The organism is Nostoc sp., from assembly GCF_036917275.1.
Taxonomy (GTDB): Bacteria; Cyanobacteriota; Cyanobacteriia; order Cyanobacteriales; family Nostocaceae; genus Nostoc.
This window is the reverse complement of sequence record NZ_JBALDF010000022.1, coordinates 93,491-116,955: the sequence shown is the minus strand read 5'-3', so window position 1 is coordinate 116,955 and position 23,465 is coordinate 93,491. Positions and strand designations below refer to the sequence as shown.

The following is a 23,465-nucleotide window of genomic DNA, read 5'->3' as shown; positions in this document are numbered from 1 at the left end:
GCAGAGGTTTGCCAGTGGCTGCATCCCAGAGTTTGATGGTGTTGTCATAACTAGCTGAAGCCAGCCTTTGCCCATCCGGGCTGAACACCACGCTAATGACCCCACTGCTATGTCCACTCAGGGTTTGCAGAGGTTTGCCAGTGGCTGCATCCCAGAGTTTGATGGTGTTGTCATAACTAGCTGAAGCCAGCCTTTGCCCATCCGGGCTGAACACCACGCTACTGACCCAACTGCGATGCCCTTCTAATGTATTCAGTTCTTGGAATTTGTTTTCTGGTTGTAAGTACACAGCTTTCCGCAATGTTCCCACAACCCGCGTCTGGGTATCTACCGCTACCTTCCCGGCATTTTTCAGTTTTCTGCGTGCTTTTAAGCCTTCTGTCACTGCATCCCAGGTTTGCCCAGAGGCAGAAAAGGTGGCTGAAGAGTTAGCAAGGGCGTTAATTTCACTGATTGCAGCTTGTTTTGTTTCCTTTTCTGCCGTTCGCCTTTCCTTTTCTGCCCTTTGTGCTGCATCCCAGGCTGTAACTGTTAGTCCAGCTAAGACTACTCCGGCTGCAACTGAACCAAAAAGGGCGCGTTTCAAAAAGCCATTAAGTTTTGCTTCACTCAGCTTTCTTTGCTTCCTTTCGTTTTCTAGTTGCGCCATTACCTGCTTTAACTTCGGTTCTTGTTGCTGGCGGATAAAGGCGGCGATGTAGTCGTGTACCAGTTGATAACGGTCAGCCGGGGTTTCTGGTAGCAAAACCACCAAGCCGGATTGGACAAAAATCTCTACAATCAAATCTAATTTACTGATGTCAAAAGCTTTATCCTCCCTAATTTCTGATCCCCCCGCCTGCGGCGACCCTCTTAAAAAGGGGTTGAAGAGAATAAAGCCCCCCTTTTTAAGGGGAGTTGGGGGAATTTCCGAAGGCTGAAAACTACTAACCGAAAAGTACTCTTGTAAATCGCGTTCCAATTCAGCGCGAGTCTTTAAAGGGCGAGTTCCTTTTTCATCCGTCAGCAAATACAGTAATAATTCCGCCGCCTGCTGATTTTCAACACCGCAATCATTAACAACTTCATCCAAATAACGCTTAACCAATTCGTCCTTAGTGCCGCGTTGCTGATATTCTGCCAGAGTTGTAATATTCTCTGTTTGCAGTTGCGCCCCCACAACCTGCAACTCAATGGGACGAACTTCGTCCAATTCCCCGGCTAAATCTTGCACCAGTTGATCAACTAAAGCCGATTCTAAGTGAAAACTAGTATTTTCAGTTAAACGCTGAATAATTGACTTCGTATCATCAGGTGAGAAGTTCCCCAACTTGTAAAGCACATTATTACTGAGAATGTCATTGCCAATAATCTTGAGACTGGACAAATCATTGCACTCCAGCAAGTAATGGATGTAATCCACCCGCAGCGATAAGATAACTTTCACCGATAGAACATTCAGACACTCTCCCAGAAACTCAAAGAATTGCTTCCGTTGTGCAGGTTCGGTGTAAACAAAGAAAAATTCCTCAAATTGATCAAAAATTAACACTGTGCGAAGGTGGCGCTGTTCGTTTTCTTTGAGTCTGGATATTAAATATTGCGGAGTTCCGAGTTCTGAGGCTGAACGTTGACCTTCTGAGGGTGAACGTTGACCTTCTGAGGCTGAACGTTGACCTTCTGAGGCTGAACGTTGACCTTCTGAGGCTGAACGTTGACCTTCTGAGGATGAACGTTGACCTTCTGAGGGTGAACGTTGACCTTCTGAGGCTGAACGTTGACCTTCTGAGGCTGAACGTTGACCTTCTGAGGGTGAACGTTGACCTTCTGAGGATGAACGTTGACCTTCTGAGGCTGAACGTTGAGGTTCTAACTCTCTCTCATCTCCCTCATCCCTCTCATCTCCGTCATCTCTCCCCAAAAGCCTCCCCAACTCTTCCACCCAGTTGGTGTAAACGCGCATTACCACCGGCAAATAATCTTGAATCCCAATCGCTTTATCCTTTAAAGCTGGTATCAGTCCCGCATTCACCAGGGAACTTTTGCCGACACCCGATTGCCCATGAATTACTATCAGCTTATAATCAGGGCGACCCATGCGTTCAATCAAACGTTCTACATCCAATAGGCGACCAGATGCAGCAATTTCTGGGGCAATATTTCCTTGGGGGGAGTTTGAGCGCAATGTCTCTACAAATGCCTGTTTTGTCGCTTCTAACCTCCCCGCACCAATAAACGCCCGCAAGCCAAATTGCTGTTCAATGGAACGCCGTTGCTGTTTAATTTTGTATGCTTTGAGATATTCTTTCTCCTCAAAGTAAAGCTGCTGCAAAAACTTGAGAATATCCAAGTAAAGCCTGACATCTTCTAGAAGATTACCCACATCCCTAGCAGTTTCTAAGCTGAGAGTTGCCTGTTGAGTTTGACCTAAATTGTATTGAGAACGACCTAAAATAAACTGATACAAGCTCAAATCTTTTGATTTTAAAACTCTTTCGGGAATATCAGAGAAAACCCCTGAAATATTCGCTGATCCCAAATTGGGAATCGTGGCAAAAACTTTCAAAGCTTGCTGAACAAGCTGATTTGCTTTCACCCAGTCTTTTTGAGCCAAAGCCACCTCAGCTAAAAAGCCGTAATCTTTGGCTAATTCCCTTGGCTGATTGTTAGTTTGATGTACTACTAAAGCCTGTTCACAAAGACTCTGCAACGTTTCCCACTTTTGCAAGTTCCGCAAAATATCACCGAATTTAACTACTGCATTAGCAATTAAATCTCGCTGACAATATGGAAAACCTCTCTCCAAACCTCTCTCCTGCAAGGAGAGAGGCTTTGAATTCTCCCCATTCCCTAGTAGGGAAGGGGGTTGGGGGGTTAGGTTTCGCTTTAACTTTTCCAGATTAGGTGAAAAGTCAGTTAAATCTGGAGTTTGTAACTGGTTAATAAAATTAATATACTCCTGAACATAATGCCAAGTCGTTTGCCAATCTGGATGATTGATATCTTGATGTTTAAAAGCTTTGAGATAATAACAAACGCCAATCTCACCGAGGATTATTGCTTGCTTTTCTAAATTATTACTTTCTTGCCAAAGTTCTAAAGCTGTGTGATAATGCTGTAGCGCCGAATCTATGTGATTGTTTATCTGTTTGACAAAACCTAATAAAGATTCTAGATTAGCTTGAATTTCTAAATTATAAACATCTGGGTGATTGAGTAAATCTCTTTGCGCTGTTTCTAACTCAGTTTCCAGTTTAATATATACAGCTACGCTAAGTTTTAAGTTATTATCAAACCATTGAGTAGCCGTTTCAATAATAAAATTTACTAATTCTTGTGTTGATATGGCAAAGTTTCTCGTAGTTGCCCAACTTTCCAAATCTGGCGCAAACTGTATTAGTTGTTTGTAGATTTCATCGTCAATCCACAACACTAAGGGAAAAGTAAAATTCTTGCGAAACTCCTCCCGCACCTGATTAGCAGAAGTTAACATCACAGACAAATTCTGCACTGATTCTAAACCCACAACCATTACACAGGCTGGTATTTCTTCGCCGAATTCTGACTGAATCGCAGTATAAAGAGTCCTGTTGGATTGCTGCACCGTCAAGACACGAATTTCAACTTGACAAATTTTCCGTAGTTTCTGGATGAGGCGATCGCGCTCTATAGCATAATTACACCGGGCCAAAATCAGCTTAAACTGTCCCACAGAGGACTCAATCGCCCAAGCTAATTGTTGCAGTGAGCGTAGGCGTAGCCCGTCGTAGACATCACTGTTTACATGGTCATCTTCTGGTGGTTGCGAGTCTGTCATAAGTCATAAGCTGACGTAAATCTAGAGTGTAGGAGGCAAAGGAAGAATTGAAAACTACAAGTTAAACTTCCTGGCGTTTTAACTCCTGTATCAATACTTGAGTGCGTTTGCTAGCTTCTCTCGCTTGCTGTCTAAAATACTTGGCTTGTTGACGGTCACTTAAACACACTTCAGATGCTTTTCTACTAAATTCAACAGCTTGTTTACTGAGTTCTTTAATACGAGTCTTTAACTCTGGGATTGTTTTCATATTTCCTCCTGTTCTAAAATTACGAATCTGGGTTTTACCCCACCCTAACCCTCCCCTTATAAAGGGGAGGGAAAGAGATTTCCTGTTTCCCCCCTTTATAAGGGGGGATTAAGGGGGGTAATTCAACTTGTCTGTACACGATCTGATTCCTCACTGCAACTCCCTTGCTTCAGCCAAAACTGGATTAACATCAAACCAAGACTCGCCACCATCCCGATATTCAAATACAAACCGACTGCGGATCAGTTTTTGATATCCCTGGTCATCACTCACCTTTTTCCTTTCCTTGACATGACGTAACAATTGCCACTCATCATCAGAAATCGGTAACATGATTTCATTCCGCCGAGAACGAATAACTTGCTCTAAGGTTGCACGGGTTAGGGGAAGACTCATTTCTTCCATAATCCAGGTATTCAGCAGCCTCAGCACGTCCCGCACATGACCACCGCTCATTTTACATAACCGCTCTAGACTAGCAGCATGATCAAAAATCTCGGTAACTTTATTTAAACGCTCCTCTGGTGTCAAGTCAGGAAAAGCTCTAGCTAGTACCATCTGCTGCATGAGTGCCATTCCCTGTACATGAACACTGCCATCAGTTTTTTGTACAGGTACCATTGGTAACACCTTGGGATCTTCTGGGAAACGCTGGGTAAGCATTCCATAATCATTGGAAAACTTCAAAGCTAAAGGCATGGTGTAGAGGAGATGACAATTAAGCCTTGTCAAAAACTCACCCTGATCGACAAATAAATATTCCTGCTGCGGACGACCCCAAGCTTTGACACGATTATCTATGCGGTCAAGATTATCAACAATTACCACCAGACCATTTTTACCCTGCTGTTTGAGTTTAGCGATCGCAGGTTCCAACAATTCTTGATTAATCACTTCCAGCAGCTTAGTTTTTTGCGGTGCCAAATACTGATTGAGTTTTTCTCGCAGCGTCGGGTCATTTTTCATCTTGGTAGTGATTTCCCCAATGCCTACAGACAGAGAAAGCTTTTCTTTTTCAGAGGTGACACCAAAATCGCCGACATTTGGAACCTTAACTTTAACCCCCGTCACCTCGGAGTTTAAGACCTTCCAAGCACCTTGGAGCAACTCATTAAACTTGTTGGGTGTCTCCAGTGTAATTTTATCGAGACTTTGACTCACCCGACGAGCGATCGCTAGCAACACATCAGCAATATCGACATCGGTCATTTCCAAGTCATCACTGGACTCAAAATAGACCACATGGAAGCCTAATTTTTCCAGTTCTGCCTGTAAGCGTAATAATTCTGTCGATTTACCACAACCAATATGCCCAGTAAATAAAGTGCAGGTGGGTTCATTGGGCTTAAAAAAAGTAATTTTCTGCTTCAGCTTGCCAAGAATATCACCACCTCGGACTGAAGAGAAATCGATGTAATACTTGCCATCAGAGCTATTGTTGACAAACAGAGTTCTGCTGGGATCGCTAGCCTGATAAAATTCCCGTAAATCTATGGGCATAATGCTGGTAGTGCAATTATCTCGTATTGTCTTAGATATCCTTGTGCAAAAGGATAAAGTTATTTACATCTTTGCACCTCAATATTTCGGATAATTTTCGTTACCTCTCTTCTCTCTTCCTCTGTGATCTGTGCGCGGCAGTTGCTTCTCCTAAGGGAGACGCTGCGCGAACAAGTCGGGGAACCCGCCCAACGCACTGCCTTGCCTCTGCGGTTCGTTAAGGAAGAATAAAACCACAGAGGCACAGAGAAATAAGAGTGCGAAGCTGTAAGTAATATTAAGCAATCTGCAAAAACCCAGACTTTTTTTTGATACTATTTAAGACCGGACTCTTTAAATATTGATTGACGTATGAGCAAAGGTACCCTGTTTGACAAAGTTTGGGACTTACACACCGTTGGTACACTTCCCTCAGGGCTGACGCAACTATTTATCGGGCTTCATCTAATTCATGAAGTCACCAGTCCCCAGGCTTTTGCTATGTTACGCGAGAGAAGTCTAAAAGTACTGTTTCCAGAGCGTACCGTTGCCACAGTCGATCATATTGTGCCAACAGAAAATCAGGCACGTCCCTTTGACGATAGCTTGGCAGAGGAAATGATCCAGGCGCTGGAAAATAACTGTCAAGAAAATAACATAACTTTTTACAATATTGGTTCTGGTAGTCAGGGTATAGTTCATGTCATCGCTCCAGAACTAGGAATCACCCAGCCAGGAATGACGATCGCTTGTGGAGATAGTCACACTTCCAGTCATGGGGCATTTGGTGCGATCGCATTTGGTATTGGTACTAGTCAAGTCCGGGACGTTCTCGCTTCCCAAACTCTGGCCCTTTCTAAACTGAAAGTCCGCAAAATTGAAGTTAACGGCATTCTCAACCCTGGAGTTTACGCCAAAGATGTCATCTTGCATATCATCCGCACCCTTGGAGTTAAAGGCGGTGTGGGTTATGGCTACGAATTTGCAGGTACGACATTTGAGCAAATGAATATGGAAGAGAGGATGACTGTCTGCAATATGGCGATCGAAGGCGGTGCTAGATGCGGCTACGTTAATCCCGATCAAGTCACCTACGATTACCTCAAAGGCAGAGATTTTGCTCCCATTGGTGCAGATTGGGATAAAGCAGTAGCTTGGTGGCAATCCATCAAGAGCGATGCTGATGCCCAGTACGATGATGTAGTGCTATTCAACGCTGCTGAAATTTCTCCTACCGTCACCTGGGGGATTACTCCCGGTCAAGGTATCGGTGTCAACCAGTCAGTGCCTCAACCGGAAGAACTGCTTGAAGAAGACCGATTCATTGCCGAAGAAGCTTACCGCTACATGGATTTGTTCCCCGGTCAACCTATCAAAGGTACCAAAATAGATGTCTGCTTTATTGGTAGTTGCACCAACGGCAGGATTACTGATTTGCGAGAAGCGGCGAAAATTGCCAAAGGTCGCCACGTTGCAGAGGGAATCAAAGCCTTCGTTGTCCCTGGTTCTGAAAGGGTGAAGGAAGAGGCGGAAGCTGAAGGACTGGATAAAATCTTTGAAGAAGCTGGATTTGAGTGGCGTGAACCGGGATGTTCTATGTGTCTGGCCATGAACCCCGATAAGCTACAAGGAAGACAAATCAGCGCTTCTTCCTCCAACCGCAACTTTAAAGGAAGACAAGGTTCCTCCTCCGGTCGAACATTGTTAATGAGTCCGGCAATGGTCGCCACAGCTGCGATTAAAGGCGAAGTCTCTGATGTGCGCGAGTTACTGTAATTTTGGGGACTGGGGACTAGGGATTGGTAATTGAAAGTTTACCTATTACTATTCTCTATTCCCCATCCCTTCATCTTCCCCAGTCCCTAATCCTCAATCCCCAATCCCCAGTCCCCAATCCCCAATCCCTTTTTCAACAGGCTGTCATTGAAATGATAGGTAAATAAAGTTTATGGTCAGTGAAGTTAAAACAGTTTCAGGGCGCGGTATACCTTTAGTGGGCAATGATATAGATACCGATCGCATTATTCCCGCACGATATTTGAAAGCTGTTACCTTTGATGGGTTAGGTGAAGGCGCGTTTATTGATGACCGGACAGCACTTAAAGGTAAACATGCCTTTGACCAACCTCAGTACCAAGGGGCGAATATTTTAATAGTTAACCGTAACTTTGGCTGTGGTTCATCACGAGAACATGCACCCCAAGCGATCGCAAAATGGGGAATCCAAGCTTTAATCGGTGAAAGCTTCGCCGAAATCTTTTTCGGTAACTGTGTGGCGATGGGTATACCTTGTCTAACAGCCGATGCTGCAACTATTAAACAACTACAAGAGTTAGTCGCTGCCAATCCTCAAGCTGCTGTGAGAGTGAATTTGGAAACCTTGCAAGTGCAAATTGATGATTATATTGTTTCAGTTGCGATCGAACAAGGGACTAGAAGCACGTTCATTTCTGGGACTTGGGACGCTTGCGGTCAGTTGGTGGCGAATGCTGACCAAGTTCGGGCAATAGCTGCAAAATTACCCTACGTTGGTTGGGGCAATTTAGCCGCGAGTTAGGATTCACTCGTTCCCTAGTTATTAGCCAGGGAACGAGCGAATGCCAAGAATTTTCTATCTGCCCCATAAAAGTATCAAAAATTGAATTATCAACCCAAGTTGCAGGTTATCAACCTCTAGATGCTTTGCAACGATTAAGTTCTGCCTGCGCTCAGTGGCGCTACGCTCCACTCCACTGAAACTAACTCTAGAACAGAAATATTTAATCATATTAAAGTATTATATTTTCCTCATTAAATAAATACTTGTTTGAGAGTTAATGCCAAAATAAATGCTTCAGTCTTCAGTAAAAACCCTTTGTTAGTAGCAGCAGGAATTGATTGTATTGTAGCTGCTTTAGGTCACTGATACTTTTAAATACTTTGGATAAAGACTCACTATACTTTACGATAAACACTCACTTATTAATACTGATTGGCGATTTAAAGGTTTGTCACCAAAGTCACAATATGAACACGGATTACTATCTAATATTGTCATCTATTCAAAGCTACTCACATTTGTTTGAACTTTAGCGAAAATCATCCAATCAGTTGAAAGCTGGTTTACAAAAGGCATTCACGAGCCATTCTTTCTTTTCTCCATGACCTGAAAAGTCAGGATGTAATAAGGGCTGTCTGCAAAGTTCATAGTGAAGAAGTTTTACAAAAACAAATCTTCTGCATAAAAGAAAAATATATCCCTGAATAATAGTTAACAGCTAAAAACTATAGGTTTCGTAGTTCGGAAACAGAAACTAGTACTTTCATACGTTTTCCTATAAATGAAGTATTAGTACATCATTACTCACTTAGAAATCAAGAATTAGGAGAATTAATCATGGCAGTAAATTGGATTCCAGGCCCAGGACCGACCTATAGATCAGATATAGGTATTAGTAATGCCGCTTCTGATAGTTTCAGTGGTTTAGGTGGAAATGACAGCCTCTATGGTGATGCTGGAAATGACACCATCTATGGTAATGCTGGTAATGACCTCTTACGAGGTGGCGGTGGTATCGACTTTCTATTTGGTGGGGAGGGTAACGATACCCTAGTAGGCGATCGCGGCAACGACACCTTCATTGGCGGAATCGGCAACGACCGACTGATCTGGAACAACGGTGACGGTAGCGACAGAATCAGTGGTAACGCTGGCTATGACGTGGTTGAGGTCAACGGCGCGGCTGTAGGAGACAACTTCCGCCTGCAAGGAGACGCACAAGGAAGAGCAATCTTTGATCGGCTCAACCTGGTTCCCTTCACCCTGACTGTAGACAGCGCAGAGAGGTTTGAAGTAAATGGTGGTGGTGGTGATGACATCTTTGATGTCAACGACCTGACAGGAACAGGCGTAAGTGCCGTACGGTTTACAGGTGGTGCTGGAAATGACTTGCTTGATGGTACTGGCACAACTACACCGTTAATTGGCTTTGGTGGTGTTGGCAATGACAGCTTCTCTGGTGGTGCTGGCAATGATATTCTCTATGGTGACGCTGGTAATGATCTCTTACGAGGTGGCGATGGTATCGACTTTTTATTCGGTGGGGACGGTAACGATACTCTACTAGGAAATCGCGGCAACGACACTTTCATTGGCGGAACCGGCAACGACCGACTGATCTGGAACAACGGTGACGGTAGCGACAGAATCAGTGGTAACGCTGGCTATGACGTGGTTGAGATCAACGGCGCGGCGGCTGCCGGAGACAGTTTCCGCCTGCAACGAGACGCACAAGGAAGAGCAATCTTTGATCGGCTCAACCTAGTTCCCTTCACCCTGACTGTAGACAGCGTAGAGAGGTTTGAAGTTAATGGTGGTGGAGGCGATGACATCTTCGATGTTAACAACCTGGCGGGAACTGGCGTAAGTACAGTATCGTTCACAGGCGGTGCTGGAAATGACCTGCTTAGTGGTCGTGGCACAGCTACACCGTTAAGCGGCTTTGGCGGTGTTGGCAATGACATTCTCTATGGTGGTGCTGGCAATGACAGCCTCTATGGTGACGCTGGTAATGACATTTTACAAGGTGGAAAAGGTAATGATATCCTGACGGGCGGTAGTGGTAGCGATCGCTTCGTGTTCAGCTCAGGCGTTCCGTTCTATAGTGCTGATCTGGGTGTAGATAGAATTACTGACTTCAGCCCCAATGACAAAATTGTACTGGAGCAGTCAACTTTCATCGGACTCTATAGTCCCCTCCAGATTAAGATAGTAGCTAATGATGCAGCAGCAGCAAGTAGCTCTGGACTCATTACTTACAGTCTTGGAACTGGCAACTTGTTCTTCAACCAAAACTTGACATCACCAGGCTTTGGGACAGGTAGTAAATTTGCCAACATTGATAATGATAACAATATATACACATTACCACCAGTATTAGCAGTTACGAACTTTGAGATCGTTGCATAATCAGACTTCTCTCAAAATCCATAGAATCTAAGGCATGTCTGCAAGCTTGCAGTTAGATTCCAATAGCCGCAATCATCAACATTGCTAAGTAGGGGTAATTGAATCTTCCTCGTACTTCAAGTACGGGGAGGATTATAATTTATTCGCGTTGATCTGCGTACATGGGTGTTTCATTACAAAGATATTGATTTGGAGTATTTTAAACTCAACTATAGCAAGGGACTGGGGACTGGGGACTGGGGACTGTGGACTGGGGAGTGGGTGAAAAGCCTTTTTGTGTCTAAGTTTTATCATCTGTTAATGTCCTAACCACCTTGGCTGTTGCTATATTATAGAAATTTCTTATTTTACAAAAATTCATACTTTGATTAAGTTGTATTAAGTTTGCGCGAATAATTCTCAACTATCCAACGAATTTGTTGTGTTTGAGGACTTGACTAAAAACACTCACTTTTGATATCCTCAAGTTACTCGATAAGATTAGCACCAAGTTTAACTTTTTTGGGTGATTACTCAGATTGTTGCTATTTTGAAAAAAACTAGCGATCTCTTTCGCAATCTCAATTTATATCACTAAGATTTAACTTGTTAGAGATGGCTTGTAATTATACAACCATTTAGAAAAATCTTCATTGAGCGGCATTTGCCGTTGCTCTGGCTGTCCAGGAGATGTCGATGTGTCGTCATAGTAGCGCATCTCACCCAAAGCACTACGAGCTTGGATGATTTTTGTCCGCTCTATGCGACGCTGTTCGTAGCTGATGAGAGCTTCTTGCAGATTAGCTGACTGGGAAAAACACTCTCCCAGTTCGTATGCATCTTCAAAAGTGGTATTTGCTCCCTGTGCCATTGCAGGTGCCATTGGATGAGCAGCATCGCCTAAAAGTGTGACTCTGCCTTGGCTCCAGTGAGTTAACGGTGGGCGATGGCAAATCGGCCCCTCCCAAATTTGTTCGGCTGGTGTCGCTTCGACCACTGCCCGAAAGGATTCATCCCAGTCGGCTAATTCATGGAGAATACGAGATTTCACTTGATCAGCATTGTGGGAAAGAGAGTACTCAGGTGATAACTTCCGACTAATCCAACTGGTATAGCCGCCACCCACATTGAGAATGTACATGAACTGTTTATTGCCTTTAACAAAAACTAGTTCATAATCATTAAATAGCTCGTGATGATACTTGATGACGGCACGCCAACACATACTACCAATATAATTAGGCTTACCCTCGCCAAATAAAGTTTCTCTAATTACAGAGTTAACGCCATCAGCCCCAATCAGCAAATCTGCATATACCGATTTTTCGCCATCAAAATGAATTTCCACACCGTTTTCATCTTGCTTAAAGCCGATACAGCGATGATTGAGATGAATGATGTCAGATGGCAATCTAGAGGCTAGAACTTGCTGCAAACGATACCACCAAACAGTCAACAACGGTTGTCCGTATTGCTCCAAGAATTTGGTTGCATTAGTTCGGATTGTTTCTCCCTGAATATTCTTTAAAACCGTATGGTAAACCTCGCATCCTGAACTTTTGAGGGTTTCGACTATTCCCGGCGCGATCGCATCTAAAAAATTCAAGCCGTTAGGAGCCAGTCCTAATCCAGTTCCAGCTGGACGAAATTCTTGGGCTTTTTCATAAACTTGAACGTTTATCCCTTGGCTTCTCAGTGCTATAGCAGCAGCCAAACCGCCTAGTCCAGCACCGACAATGGCAATCTTTACTATCGGTTTGGATAATTTCTGAGTTAGATTTGTGTTCATATTGTGAGATTAATTCTATGAGCTAAAAAATCTCAGCAAATTATATCAAATCCTGGATAAAGATTTTAAAACATTAGATTTTTGCAGATTGATTATATAAGTCTTATTAAGAGACTACATCTTACGTTAGAAGCATAAATATTTCTTAGTACTTTTCTGAGAGATGGCAATCGGATCTGAGTTATGAAAATTAATGAACCGCCAACATGCAGCAGATCGCAGAGAAGACACCAAGAAAAGAAACAGAAAAATTCATAAGTTATTTAGGACAACTATAGTAGGCAATAGGTTAATGAACAAACGCCCTCCTCAAGTGCTGGGTTAACCAAAAGTATTAAGTTTTATGCCAATTTAATGTGAAGCTGCATTAAATGAGTAACTCTCCATTCTTGGCGCTCTTGGCGTACTTGGCGGTTCGTTTAATATTCTGTGCATCTTCATAGAGAATTGGTATCATGCCAATGCATCCCGATACAATGTTAATGCGTTCCTCTACAATGCCAATGCATCCCGATACAATCCCAATGCGTTCCCTACAATGCCAATGCATCCCGACACAATGTTAATGCGTTCCCCTGCAATGCCAATGCATCCCGACACAATGTCAATGCGTTCCCCTACAATGCCAATGCATCCCGATACAATGCCAATGCGTTCCTCTGCATTAAAAACGCTACGCTTCTACACCAAATTGTACTAAGTTGTTGACAAAAAGAGGCAAGGGGCAAGAGAGAAAAACGATTTTAAGTACAAGCCCCTGCCTCTAATTAACTTTTGCCTAGCGGTACTAAATACCTACAGGTTGAGCAGTAGCACCCAGCATTGACGGATCAATTGAAATGCCTAACCCCTCAGCTACACGACGACCATAGGAAACATCCGCTCGGAAGAAGTGGCAAAGTTGACGCATTTGGATGTCCAGCCTTGCTTGACTGAGACTGCCGACGATATTATGAGCAAGACGCTTTTGCTGCTCAGGAGTCAGTAACCGATAGAGATTACCTGCTTGGGTGTAATCGTCGTTTCCTTCACGATGATTGTAACGATCAACGGTGACATCACCCAGATGGGTAGGTGGCTCTGCATAGGCTGGATTCTCTTTAGGCGTACCCTCAGCACTATTTGGTTCATAGTTAGGAGTGCTACCGCCGTTGTTTCCTGACGCCATAAAACCATCTCGCTGGTAATGCATCACTGGACATTTGGGCTGGTTGACAGGTAGTTGCTGATAGTTACCACCCAAACGATAGCGTTGAGCATCTGAGTAAGAGATGATGCGAGCTTGAAGCATTTTGTCTGGAGAGAAACTAACACCTGGGACTACCGCACTAGGGCTAAAAGCGGCTTGCTCAACTTCGGCAAAATAATTCTCAGGGTTCCGATTTAGCTCTAATATCCCGACTTCGATTAAGGGATATTCTCCTTGCTTCCAAACTTTCGTTAAATCAAAGGGATTATCTGGATGTTTTGACGCTTGCTCCTCTGTCATCACTTGAATACACATCCGCCATTTGGGATAGTCTGCTTGAGCGATCGCTTCAAACAGATCATGAGTTGCATGATCGGGATCTTCTCCTTTGATCTGGGTCGATTCTTCCTCCGTCAAGGTTTGATGCCCTTGCAGAGTCTTAAAATGAAATTTGCACCAAACGCGATCGCCCTGAGCATTAATCAAACTGAAGGTGTGGCTACCGAAACCGTCCATATGTCGAAAGGTTTTTGGGATTCCCCGGTCTGAAAACAGGATCGTCACCTGGTGAAGCGATTCTGGACTAAGTGACCAAAAATCCCACTTTGCATTCTGGTCTTTGCAATTGGTTTGAGGATTGCGCTTTTGGGTATGGATGAAATCTGGAAACTTCAGGGGGTCGCGGATGAAGAAAATAGGGGTATTGTTGCCTGTAATATCCCAGTTGCCCTCTTCAGTATAAAACTTGATGGCAAACCCTCTAGGGTCACGCTCGGCATCTGCTGAACCCTTTTCTCCGCCAACTGTAGAAAAGCGCAGCAAGACTTCGGTTTTTTTGCCAATCTCAGAAAAAAGTTTCGCTTTCGTATACTTAGTGATGTCATTGGTAACAGTAAAAGTACCATGAGCAGCCGCACCTTTGGCGTGGACAACGCGCTCAGGAATACGTTCCCGATTGAAATGAGCCAGCTTTTCTATCAGGTGGAAATCCTGTATTAATAAAGGGCCACGCGGGCCGGCTGTGAGGGAGTTCTGGTTATTGGCAACAGGGATACCGTCAGCAGTTGTCAAGTTTTGGGGTTCAGTCATGGGTAAAGAAGTTCTGCGTTAAGTTACTGGAATTGAAAAAGTAAATTTTAGTCAGTAGATAGATGGTTTCCTACTGATAGAGCAAATTAATTCATAGTCATGACGAGTTCACATACAAAGCATACTCGATATGACTACAAATTGCTACAAAATTCTTTTGTATTTTGGAATGTATATTTATGCATATTTGTGCATATTTGTCAACTTAAAGCCAGAGCAAAGTTCATTCGCGGCTCAGACAAACGTTCGCCCTACAGCCCTTTTCCTAAAAGAGAAGGGTAGTCTGCCTACACTGAACAAAGGACTTAAGCCCCTTGTGTGGAAACCATTTGCGCGGTTAAAGTTTCGTGTAGATGCGGTTTATAACCGCCCTTTTTACTCCTGATTTAAATGTTTGAGAATCAACGAGCAAACATCTGTAGGCTCAATTTGATTTTCATTAACTAAGTGAGTTTGATGGGTGATAAATAGAGGCCCTTCAGCTAAAGAAGTGGTAATGTGACCATGAGAGCCACGTACTAGGGAAGCATCCAGAGGAATCACATCCATTAAGTAGCGAAAACCTAGTTGTTTTTTAAGTAACTTGAGAGCAACTTTTACCTGAGGCAATTTTAGCTGCGGATCGAGGAAAAGTTCTACAGGATCGTAACCAGGTTTGCGGTGGATATCTACAGTTCTAGCAAAATCGGGCGCTTTGGCATCATCGAGCCAATAATAATAGGTAAACCAAGCATCAGGCCGAGCGATCGCCACCAACTCTCCCGATCTAGGATGAGCAAGGTGATAGGCTTGCTTACCCTCTTCATCCAATACCTGCGCCACACCTTCAGTTGCTTCTAAAAGCGATCGCACTTTTGGGATGTACGCCGGATCATTCACATATACATGAGCAATTTGGTGATCGGCAACAGCAAAGGCAATGCTAGCACCAAAATCGAGCAGTTCTCGTCCTAATTCTTCCCGCACAGCTATCAAACCGTTTTCCCTTAATATGCGGTTGATATCGACTGCTTTGGAGACTGGCGTGATGCCATACTCAGAAAGAATAATTACCTGGATATTTCGTGCTTGATAATATTTAATTAAATCGCCACAAACAGCATCAATTTCTCGCAAATCAGCTTGAATCTGTGTTTGATTATTGCCAAATCGTTGCAAACAGTAATCTAAATGTGGCAGATAAACTAGTGATAAAGTCGGGCTATAACGTTCCTCAATCCATTTTGCCGAATTGGCAATCCATTGACTAGAACTAATAGAAGTTTTTGGCCCCCAAAAATCGAATAGAGGGAAGTTACCTAAATCAGATTGAATTTGCGATCGCACATCACTAGGATGGGTATAAATATCAGGTAATTTTCTGCCATCTGCGGGATACATCGGACGCGGTGTAATCGCATAATCGACTGAGGAATACATATTGTACCACCAAAAAAGGTTGGCACAACTGAAGTTTGGATCTATTGATTTAGCTATTTCCCAAACTTTGGGAGCCTGTACTAATTTATTAGATTGTCGCCAAAACTTAACTTCACATTCATCGCGAAAGTACCAACCATTAGCGACAATTCCATGCTCATCAGGCAATTTTCCTGTTAAATAAGTAGCCTGAACCGAACAAGTCACAGCAGGTAACACTGTTGCGATCGGAACCACCTGCCCAATAGCTGCCCAAGAAGATAAAAACGGCGTGTTTTCTCCTAGTAAACTGGGTGTTAATCCCACGACATTTAGAACAACCGTTTTCTGCATAAAATTAATTTCCTCTTAATTGGCGGTAAATTCTTTTAATACCCACTCATATTCCCGCTGAATAGAAGTCAGCAAATCTATCTTCATTTCTGATGGCAATACATCCCAGGTATAAGTCTCAATTTCTAAATGTTGGCAAGCATTGTTTGTTTTAAGTAGATGCAAAACAGTAGCAATATCATCTTGTGTAGACTGCAAAATTTGATAATCATGAATAAAAATTGGCACATGGAAGTGAGTGCGCCATTCTTCAGCTAAAGATTTTTCTAAGTTTGGTAATGCAGTTATTAAGTCAGGATAGTGAGCTAGTGTACCGTCACTGCGACGTTCTATTACCTGGTGAAGATAAGTAGATTCAGCAAAAGGACGTAAACGCTCAACTATCAAACTACGCTTCTCAACCTCAGCAGGTATTTTTACTTTAATTGCAGCGCTGATTTGAATTTTGCCAATCTTAATTCCTGCCGATTGCAAACGCGCAAACACAGACTGAGGCTGCTCATATTCAACTGAAAAATGGCAGGTGTCATAGCAAACCCGAATATGTTCTAGCAATTTAGTCTCTGCTAAACTCTGCTCAATATTTAATCTTTCTGATAAGTAATTTCCACCAATTGGTAATAACCAATTGTGATAAAAATCAATTATTTCTGAGGTATTTTCAATTAATCCATCAGGCTCAGGTTCTAAATCAATATGGAGGATCTTTCCTGTTTTTTCGCAGATGCGAATCATTTCTGCGGCAACTGATGCTATATTCAAACAACTCTTTTTCATAACTGTTTGAAAAGTTGCTTGGTCTTGTCCCCACCAAGGTTTATAGGATAATGGCAGTGTAGAAATTCCGCCATCCAGTCCTTCTGGTAACAGAGCAGCTAAAATTTGTGTCAAGTTTAATGTATAATTTACCCTTTCTTGTATAGACCAATCTGGTGCATAAACTTGGTCTTTTACCACCTGTCGATGGAATCCGCCATAAGGAAATCCATTTAAGGTGAAAACATATAAATCTTCTTGAGTCAGCCAAGCTTGGAATTGAGCTAAATTATTACTTTCTAAAAGTTGTTTGGCAGCAATATCTGCTAACCTCAAACCAATCCCAAAAGTTTTTGTAGGTGATAAACGTGACTTGAGATTGAGAACATATTTTTCTAAATTGGCGAAAACCTCTAGCCAACTTTCACCAGGATGAATATTGCTGCAATAAGTTAAATGAAAGTTGCTGTCTTTTGTAATTTTCATTTTTTAGCTTTATACCCTATACATGCTAATAATCTGTTTTCTTCGATTTATACAATTTCACAAAATACCTACTACATATTCATGGGTATGGGCGCACATCTATACGCCCATACATCCGATTCATGGTATTACTGGATATGTATATTCAAATTTAAGTTACGGCAAATAGTTGTGCTAATTTCATCGAAATTGGCAGCAAGGTTAAAACTAATAAACCGTAATACAAACCAGCAAAACCAGATGCAATTGTTGCATCTAAGACAATTAGAGATAACACGCCTATTTTTACAGCATTTCGGATATTTTCGGCTACTGGTTGACGCGCAGCTTTGATAAAATTAGGTAACACTCGGATAGCTAATAGAACAGCAAATGGTAGTGCTGCGATCGCTGTATACTCTCCCAATAATCCTAAAGCTAAAACTGCCATCAAAACTATCGAAATTAGTAGTAATGCTAGGACTCCGGTAATCTTCTTACCTCCATGAACTTCACCCTGACTAATTGCGGTGATAGCAGCAATGTAAAGAATAGGAATCAGTGTTAAATACCAACGTTCTCCTATGATTGCAGGTACAGCACTTACGCCTAACAATAAGTTACTACCACGGCATAAACCCATATTAAGTGGGCCAAAAAAAGGATGATGTTTGGCGAGTGCGTCATACAGGAGGCATGAAAGAGTGATAAATATAGCGATCGCAGCACTCAACCAGGATACTTGAAAAGCAGCTATAATTCCAATTGCAAACAGTATACTCCCCAATAAAGTAGCATTTTGGCGAGATACGCGACCACTGGGAATTGCTCTATTTGGTCGCTCTTTTGCATCTAATTCAGCATCGAAAACATCATTAAAAACTATCCCGCCGCCGTATAAACCAGTTGTAGCTAACAACAACCAAGCTAATGGAATTAGTATCGAAAAACTTGCTTCTCCATTGATTAATTTAGCAAAAATCATCCCACCAGAAGCAGCAAAGCCAACAAGAATATCCGCCCAAGCAGTAACAATATTAGCAGGACGCATCAATTCTAGATAACCCCTCCAGCCTTGAAAATTTAAGCTTGCAACATTCATTCGTCTGCCTCATTGCCGAGTAATTTATCAAAAAAAACCGCATATTATAGATGAATCAGATATTTATGTAATTCCTCTTCCCCACTCCCCACTCCCAATTTTCTACTCAATCAACACATAATCTGAAACTGATTTGATTCCTGGTTCCTGTCCCCGCAATACAGAATTACCACTGAACATCTGACGCTGATCAACAGATTGGGGATTGAGCCAGTCTGATGCTTTCATCTGCCCAGTTTGACTGTAAGCAGCTAGGGCATTTTCATAACAAACTGCTCGCACATGTTCTTCAGGAATGCCCCTATCTAACATCAACTGAGCAGTTTTTGGGACTGCTAAAGGATCGCTAATACCCCAATCAGCGCTACTATCTACAATGATGCGATCGCGTCCATACTTGCGGACAACTTCTACCATCCTGGCGTTACCCATCTTCGTCTGTGGGTAAATCGTGAAAGCTGCCCAAAAGCCCCGTCCTAATACTTCCTCAACAGTTTCCTCATTGTTGTGATCAATAATTACTTGTGAGGGATCTAAGCCATATTCAATGCAGCGATCCATACTCTGACTAGCACCTGCTTTTTTATTGCGGTGAGGGGTATGAATTAGCACTAACATATCGAGTTCTTTGGCTAATGCTAACTGTTGACAAAAGTATTTATCTTCTGCTTCTGTCATATCGTCGTAGCCAATTTCGCCAATGGCAACAACTCCCTCTTTACAAGCATAAAGTGGTAACAGTTCTATAACTTCTGCTGCTAGCGCTTGATTGTTAGCTTCTTTCGGATTTAGACCAATTGTGCAATAGTGTTGGATGCCAAACTGACTAGCACGAAACCGTTCCCAGCCCACAAGACTACTGAAGTAGTCTTTGAATGTGCCAGCGTTGGTTCGAGGTTGTCCTAACCAAAAGGCTGGTTCAATAACGGCAACAATTCCATATTCTCGCATTACTAAGTAATCGTAAGTAGTACGGGAACACATGTGAATGTGAGGATCGATAAACATCATGGTGGGGTTTAATGAGTAATAAATTTTATTAGGGATTAGGTACTTGGAAAACTCAGTCCCTTTCATTTTTAAACAAAGAGGCGATCGCGCAGCCCGCCGCAGGCATCGCGGCTAAAACTACTCCAAGTCAGATTACCTTGTTGAATGGATGACTGTAAATCTGGGTAACGGGAAAGTAATGCTTCTGCTTGGGGTAAAGGCGATTGGGCGCAAGCTAACGCTGCTGCTTGTTGTTCGTCTATATCCCCATTAGCCAGTACTTTTTCCAAATCTGTGATGATTGCGCTATCCGCAAACCGCCCTACCGGTCGCCAAAGTTCTGGTGTAACTGAGCGTTTAGCTGCCCAACGTTCATGGGCATAGTTTGCCAACATCCTCGCCAATTCTGGGTTAGCACGCCGATCCAGACCCCAAATTAGATGCAACGGACTGCCGACAAACACAGCCTTCAGCACCATCTGATTCCAAGCAGCATTATCTAAATAATCCGCTGGATAAGGGTTACGTAGTGCTATCGCTTGGAATACATTACTCATATTGCTGCGAATTCCCTCAGCAGTACGATGGCGATGTAAATCTGGATATGGTAATAGCGGCAAACTTTGATAAAGGACAACTAACTCCCCCATATCGGCAGTGGAGAAGACTTGATCAAGCGATCGCACATACCCCTGGGCATCATCGTGGGGCAACGCTAAAAGCAAGAGTGTACGACCTGCTTGATCTACACTCCAATGACCAGGATACCAACCGGGAATCACATCCTGTGCTGCTTCCAAGTCCTGGAATGTTAGCTGCAAATCCTGTTTGCCTAAATAACGCGGTACAGCACTAAATGCCGTGAAAAACACTCTCTCAGCAGCGCCGCTAGCAATTTGTGCCTGCTTCTGTTCCAGCCAAGCAAAAGCTTTCTCTGAAACAGATTTTAACAGCCAGTGATGCAGTAATTTGTTTACTTTACTCATGATGAATTTCAGGAGAAGTTGCCCAACTTTTTTGTGACAACTAAGTATAAAATCTAGCACTAAACTTGATATTTTGTGATTGAGGTAGCTAGATAATATACTACTGAGATCATAACTTCACTGAAACTATAAAAATCTCCCGATTTTAAATAAGATACTGTAAAGATATCATTTTGATTAGATAAATCATCGAATTATCATACGGAAAAAAATTAAAATATTATGTAATCATGATATCTATTGTCAATTTTATATATAAAAACTAAACATCAATAAAATTATGAAATCATATTATTTTAAACTTTCTATATTAAAGTGAATAAACTTTAAAAGTATGATTGATTGAGTAGCTAAATTGGTCTAGCAAATTATTTGAAAGTTAAAGTTATCAATGTAGGACTTACGCACACTCTACAAATTCTCGGCGCTCTTGGCGTCTTGGCGGTTCGACAAATTAAGCTTTTTGGCAATTTTTGCGTAAGTCCTACAATAGATTTATTGGGTTTAATTTACTGTTAAGCATAATTGCAGTAGTGCATCAATTTACAAGTAGTTAAAAAGTAATAATATTCAAATGGCTATTCAACAAAAAAATGTTCTTGATCTGCAACCAATTAACCAATGTGTCAGTGTGACCTTCAATTATGATGTTCACTTCACTAGAGGTTTGTTTCAGTTAGATAATCCTTTACTGGCACAAGTGATTGCCGCGGATGGGGGGACAACCCCAAAACAAGTGTTAGCGGTGGTAGATGCAGGATTTTTACAGTACCAGGATGGGTTACTCAAAGAATTATCAGTCTATGCCCAGTATTATGAAGATGTACTAACACTGAGCGGTGAGCCGATAGTAGTTCCGGGTGGAGAAGTAGTCAAGAACGATTCTAGATTTATAGAGCAAATTCATCAACGGATCAATGCAACTGGATTGTGCCGTCACTCCTACGTCTTAGCAATTGGAGGTGGAGCCGTCTTAGACATGGTAGGATACGCAGCAACAACGGCTCACCGAGGAATTCGGTTATTACGAGTACCGACAACAGTACTAGGGCAAAACGATTCAGGTGTAGGGGTAAAGAACGGAATTAATGCCTTTGGCAAGAAAAACTTTTTGGGTACATTCATGCCACCTTATGCTGTCTTGAATGACTTTGATTTTCTTACTAGCCTTGACGATCGAGATTGGCGATCGGGTATTGCAGAAGCAGTGAAAGTAGCGTTGATTAAAGATGCAGATTTCTTCGACTTCATTATGACTAATGCCGAGAAATTGGCTAATCGAGACATGGACATCATGGAAAGGCTGATCTATCGCTGTTCTCAATTGCATTTAGAGCATATTGCTGGTAGCGGCGACCCCTTTGAAATGGGTTCATCGCGTCCTTTGGATTTTGGACACTGGGCTGCTCACAAACTGGAGCTTTTAACTAATTACAGCCTACGTCACGGTGAAGCTGTAGCGATTGGCATTGCTTTAGATACGACCTATTCATATTTAACAGGGCAACTCTTACAATCTGAGTGGCAAAAGGTTATAAGTACACTGAAGAAATTAGGTTTTACCTTGTACGTATCAGCGTTGACAGAGCAATTAGATCAATTAGACCATCCCCATTGTCTATTTAGGGGGCTTACCGAGTTCCGTGAACACTTGGGAGGAAAATTGACAATCACCCTTCTACAAGGAATCGGACAGGGAATAGAAGTTCATCAGGTGGATTTGTCTTTGTATAGAGATGCTATTTTGATATTGCAAGATTGTGAACTTTCGCATTAATTCTCATTTGGATGCAATCAGCTGAATGCCTGCCAATCGACGAAGGCAGTCGTACCAGACATAGATAAAATTATTCCCATTGGGTCTAGAAAATCTTTAAGTAATATTTCACCTGGATGTGATCGGGGTCTATAGTTTGGAACTCTCATCTGTTATCTCCTTAACCCACGCCACTTGGTGTTCACAATGAAAACCTCGATTCTTCCAAGCTTGCATATCTACTTGGGTAAGCTTTGTCACATTCGAGCATTGCGGTTGAATAATTTGACTTACAATCGCCCAAAATAGGCTGCGTGTTAAATCTAATCCAGTTTTGGGCCAAGATTCACGATTACCAGGAACACCCAACTCCTGAACAATCTCTGTCTCTACCCAAATACCATGAGCGCCCAAAAGAATCTGTGCCATCCATTTAGCTCTGGGTAAGTGACTTGGCGAGGTAATCAACATGACTTTATGCACTCCCCAACGCCGCAGAATCGGTATACCATAATAAAAATTTTCAAATGTAGAATTCGCGCACTTTTCTAACCAAACGTTTTGTAACCCTGCTAATTCTGCCTGAAAAATTAACCATATACAGGGGTCTGGAGAACCATGAGAAATTAAAATTGGGGTTTGCGGGTATTGTTTTGCTTGTTGGGCAATATAAGTTTCTCGATGAATACTGCCACCAAGTACAAAGAAGGTATCTACTGGCTGCGAAGAAGCAAAAACTAAGGTTATAGTAGTAAAAATCAGCCAAGCACCCAGGACAACGGACAATCCGCCAGTTAGCTTTTGTAATAATTGCCACGGTTTAGCAAAAATTTTTTTAATAGAAATTAACGATTTGATGGTAAATTTGCGTTTCATGACTTAGGTAATAAAAGCTGATTTAATGACTATCTAACAGTGCTGCAATTGAGTGAACAAAGTGCTATCTTGTAAAAGTAATGAATAAGTGTAAACATGACGCTAATCAAAGTGTCACATGGTCAGAAGAGCCTTCCGGAGAAGGCTAACAAACCGAGAAATGGTTGTTAATAATGCAGTATTTTCGGCATCATTCAACGATAAAAATGATGAAGGAAGCATAGCTTAGTTTGGGGTATAAAAACTTAAAATTTTCTGGAAAG

General features: G+C 42.4%; 16 protein-coding genes. 4 read left to right on the top strand and 12 right to left on the bottom strand.

The window, feature by feature from the left end:
- The 3 genes from V7K35_RS08450 to V7K35_RS08440 all read right to left on the bottom strand — a co-directional run.
- Window positions 1–3,796 (bottom strand): WD40 repeat domain-containing protein (locus V7K35_RS08450; RefSeq protein ID WP_335077975.1); only part of this gene is annotated, 3,796 nt, incomplete at its 3' end.
- A gap of 61 nt (window positions 3,797–3,857) precedes the next feature.
- Window positions 3,858–4,046 (bottom strand): hypothetical protein, encoded by a 189-nt coding sequence (locus tag V7K35_RS08445; RefSeq protein WP_298904329.1) that lies wholly within the window; start codon window positions 4,044–4,046, stop codon window positions 3,858–3,860.
- 150 nt (window positions 4,047–4,196) lie between these two features.
- Window positions 4,197–5,546, bottom strand: coding sequence for an ATP-binding protein (locus V7K35_RS08440; protein ID WP_335077972.1), 1,350 nt, complete (start codon window positions 5,544–5,546; stop codon window positions 4,197–4,199).
- A 351-nt stretch (window positions 5,547–5,897) separates the two neighbouring features.
- On the opposite strand from V7K35_RS08440, the gene leuC reads away from it, so the two are divergent.
- The 3 genes from leuC (at window position 5,898) to V7K35_RS08425 (ending at window position 10,473) form a co-directional block, all read left to right on the top strand.
- Window positions 5,898–7,301: a 3-isopropylmalate dehydratase large subunit gene (leuC, locus tag V7K35_RS08435; protein ID WP_335077970.1), complete on the top strand. Its 1,404-nt coding sequence runs from the start codon at window positions 5,898–5,900 to the stop codon at window positions 7,299–7,301.
- A 172-nt stretch (window positions 7,302–7,473) separates the two neighbouring features.
- On the top strand, window positions 7,474–8,082 hold the full coding sequence (gene leuD / locus V7K35_RS08430) for a 3-isopropylmalate dehydratase small subunit (RefSeq protein WP_335077968.1): 609 nt from the start codon (window positions 7,474–7,476) through the stop codon (window positions 8,080–8,082).
- 819 nt (window positions 8,083–8,901) lie between these two features.
- Window positions 8,902–10,473 (top strand): calcium-binding protein, encoded by a 1,572-nt coding sequence (locus V7K35_RS08425; RefSeq protein ID WP_335077966.1) that lies wholly within the window; start codon window positions 8,902–8,904, stop codon window positions 10,471–10,473.
- Between the two features lie 580 nt (window positions 10,474–11,053).
- Here V7K35_RS08425 and V7K35_RS08420 read toward each other — a convergent pair.
- The 8 genes from V7K35_RS08420 to V7K35_RS08385 all read right to left on the bottom strand — a co-directional run bounded on the left by V7K35_RS08420 (window position 11,054) and on the right by V7K35_RS08385 (window position 20,570).
- Entirely contained in the window at window positions 11,054–12,241 is a 1,188-nt protein-coding gene (locus V7K35_RS08420) for an FAD-dependent oxidoreductase (protein WP_335077964.1), read from the bottom strand.
- Window positions 12,242–12,608: 367 nt separating this feature from the next.
- Window positions 12,609–12,791 (bottom strand): hypothetical protein, encoded by a 183-nt coding sequence (locus V7K35_RS08415; protein WP_335077962.1) that lies wholly within the window; start codon window positions 12,789–12,791, stop codon window positions 12,609–12,611.
- Window positions 12,792–13,028: 237 nt separating this feature from the next.
- Window positions 13,029–14,519 (bottom strand): catalase, encoded by a 1,491-nt coding sequence (locus V7K35_RS08410; RefSeq protein WP_335077960.1) that lies wholly within the window; start codon window positions 14,517–14,519, stop codon window positions 13,029–13,031.
- A gap of 375 nt (window positions 14,520–14,894) precedes the next feature.
- Window positions 14,895–16,271, bottom strand: coding sequence for an alkaline phosphatase family protein (locus tag V7K35_RS08405; protein ID WP_335077958.1), 1,377 nt, complete (start codon window positions 16,269–16,271; stop codon window positions 14,895–14,897).
- Between the two features lie 15 nt (window positions 16,272–16,286).
- Window positions 16,287–17,513, bottom strand: a complete 1,227-nt coding sequence (gene eboE, locus V7K35_RS08400; RefSeq protein ID WP_335077956.1) for a metabolite traffic protein EboE — start codon at window positions 17,511–17,513, stop codon at window positions 16,287–16,289.
- Between the two features lie 151 nt (window positions 17,514–17,664).
- Complete coding sequence (eboC, locus tag V7K35_RS08395; RefSeq protein WP_335077954.1) at window positions 17,665–18,594, bottom strand: UbiA-like protein EboC; 930 nt, start codon at window positions 18,592–18,594, stop codon at window positions 17,665–17,667.
- A gap of 102 nt (window positions 18,595–18,696) precedes the next feature.
- Window positions 18,697–19,605 carry a TatD family hydrolase gene (locus V7K35_RS08390; protein WP_335077952.1) on the bottom strand — a complete coding sequence of 303 codons (909 nt, stop codon included), beginning with the start codon at window positions 19,603–19,605 and terminating at the stop codon, window positions 18,697–18,699.
- 68 nt (window positions 19,606–19,673) lie between these two features.
- Window positions 19,674–20,570, bottom strand: a complete 897-nt coding sequence (locus tag V7K35_RS08385; RefSeq protein ID WP_335077950.1) for an EboA family metabolite traffic protein — start codon at window positions 20,568–20,570, stop codon at window positions 19,674–19,676.
- 574 nt (window positions 20,571–21,144) lie between these two features.
- Here V7K35_RS08385 and V7K35_RS08380 point away from each other — a divergent pair.
- Entirely contained in the window at window positions 21,145–22,347 is a 1,203-nt protein-coding gene (locus V7K35_RS08380) for a 3-dehydroquinate synthase (protein WP_335077948.1), read from the top strand.
- Between the two features lie 129 nt (window positions 22,348–22,476).
- Here V7K35_RS08380 and V7K35_RS08375 read toward each other — a convergent pair whose 3' ends face one another.
- Complete coding sequence (locus V7K35_RS08375) at window positions 22,477–23,202, bottom strand: YdcF family protein (RefSeq protein ID WP_335077946.1); 726 nt, start codon at window positions 23,200–23,202, stop codon at window positions 22,477–22,479.
- Window positions 23,203–23,465 lie beyond the last annotated feature (263 nt).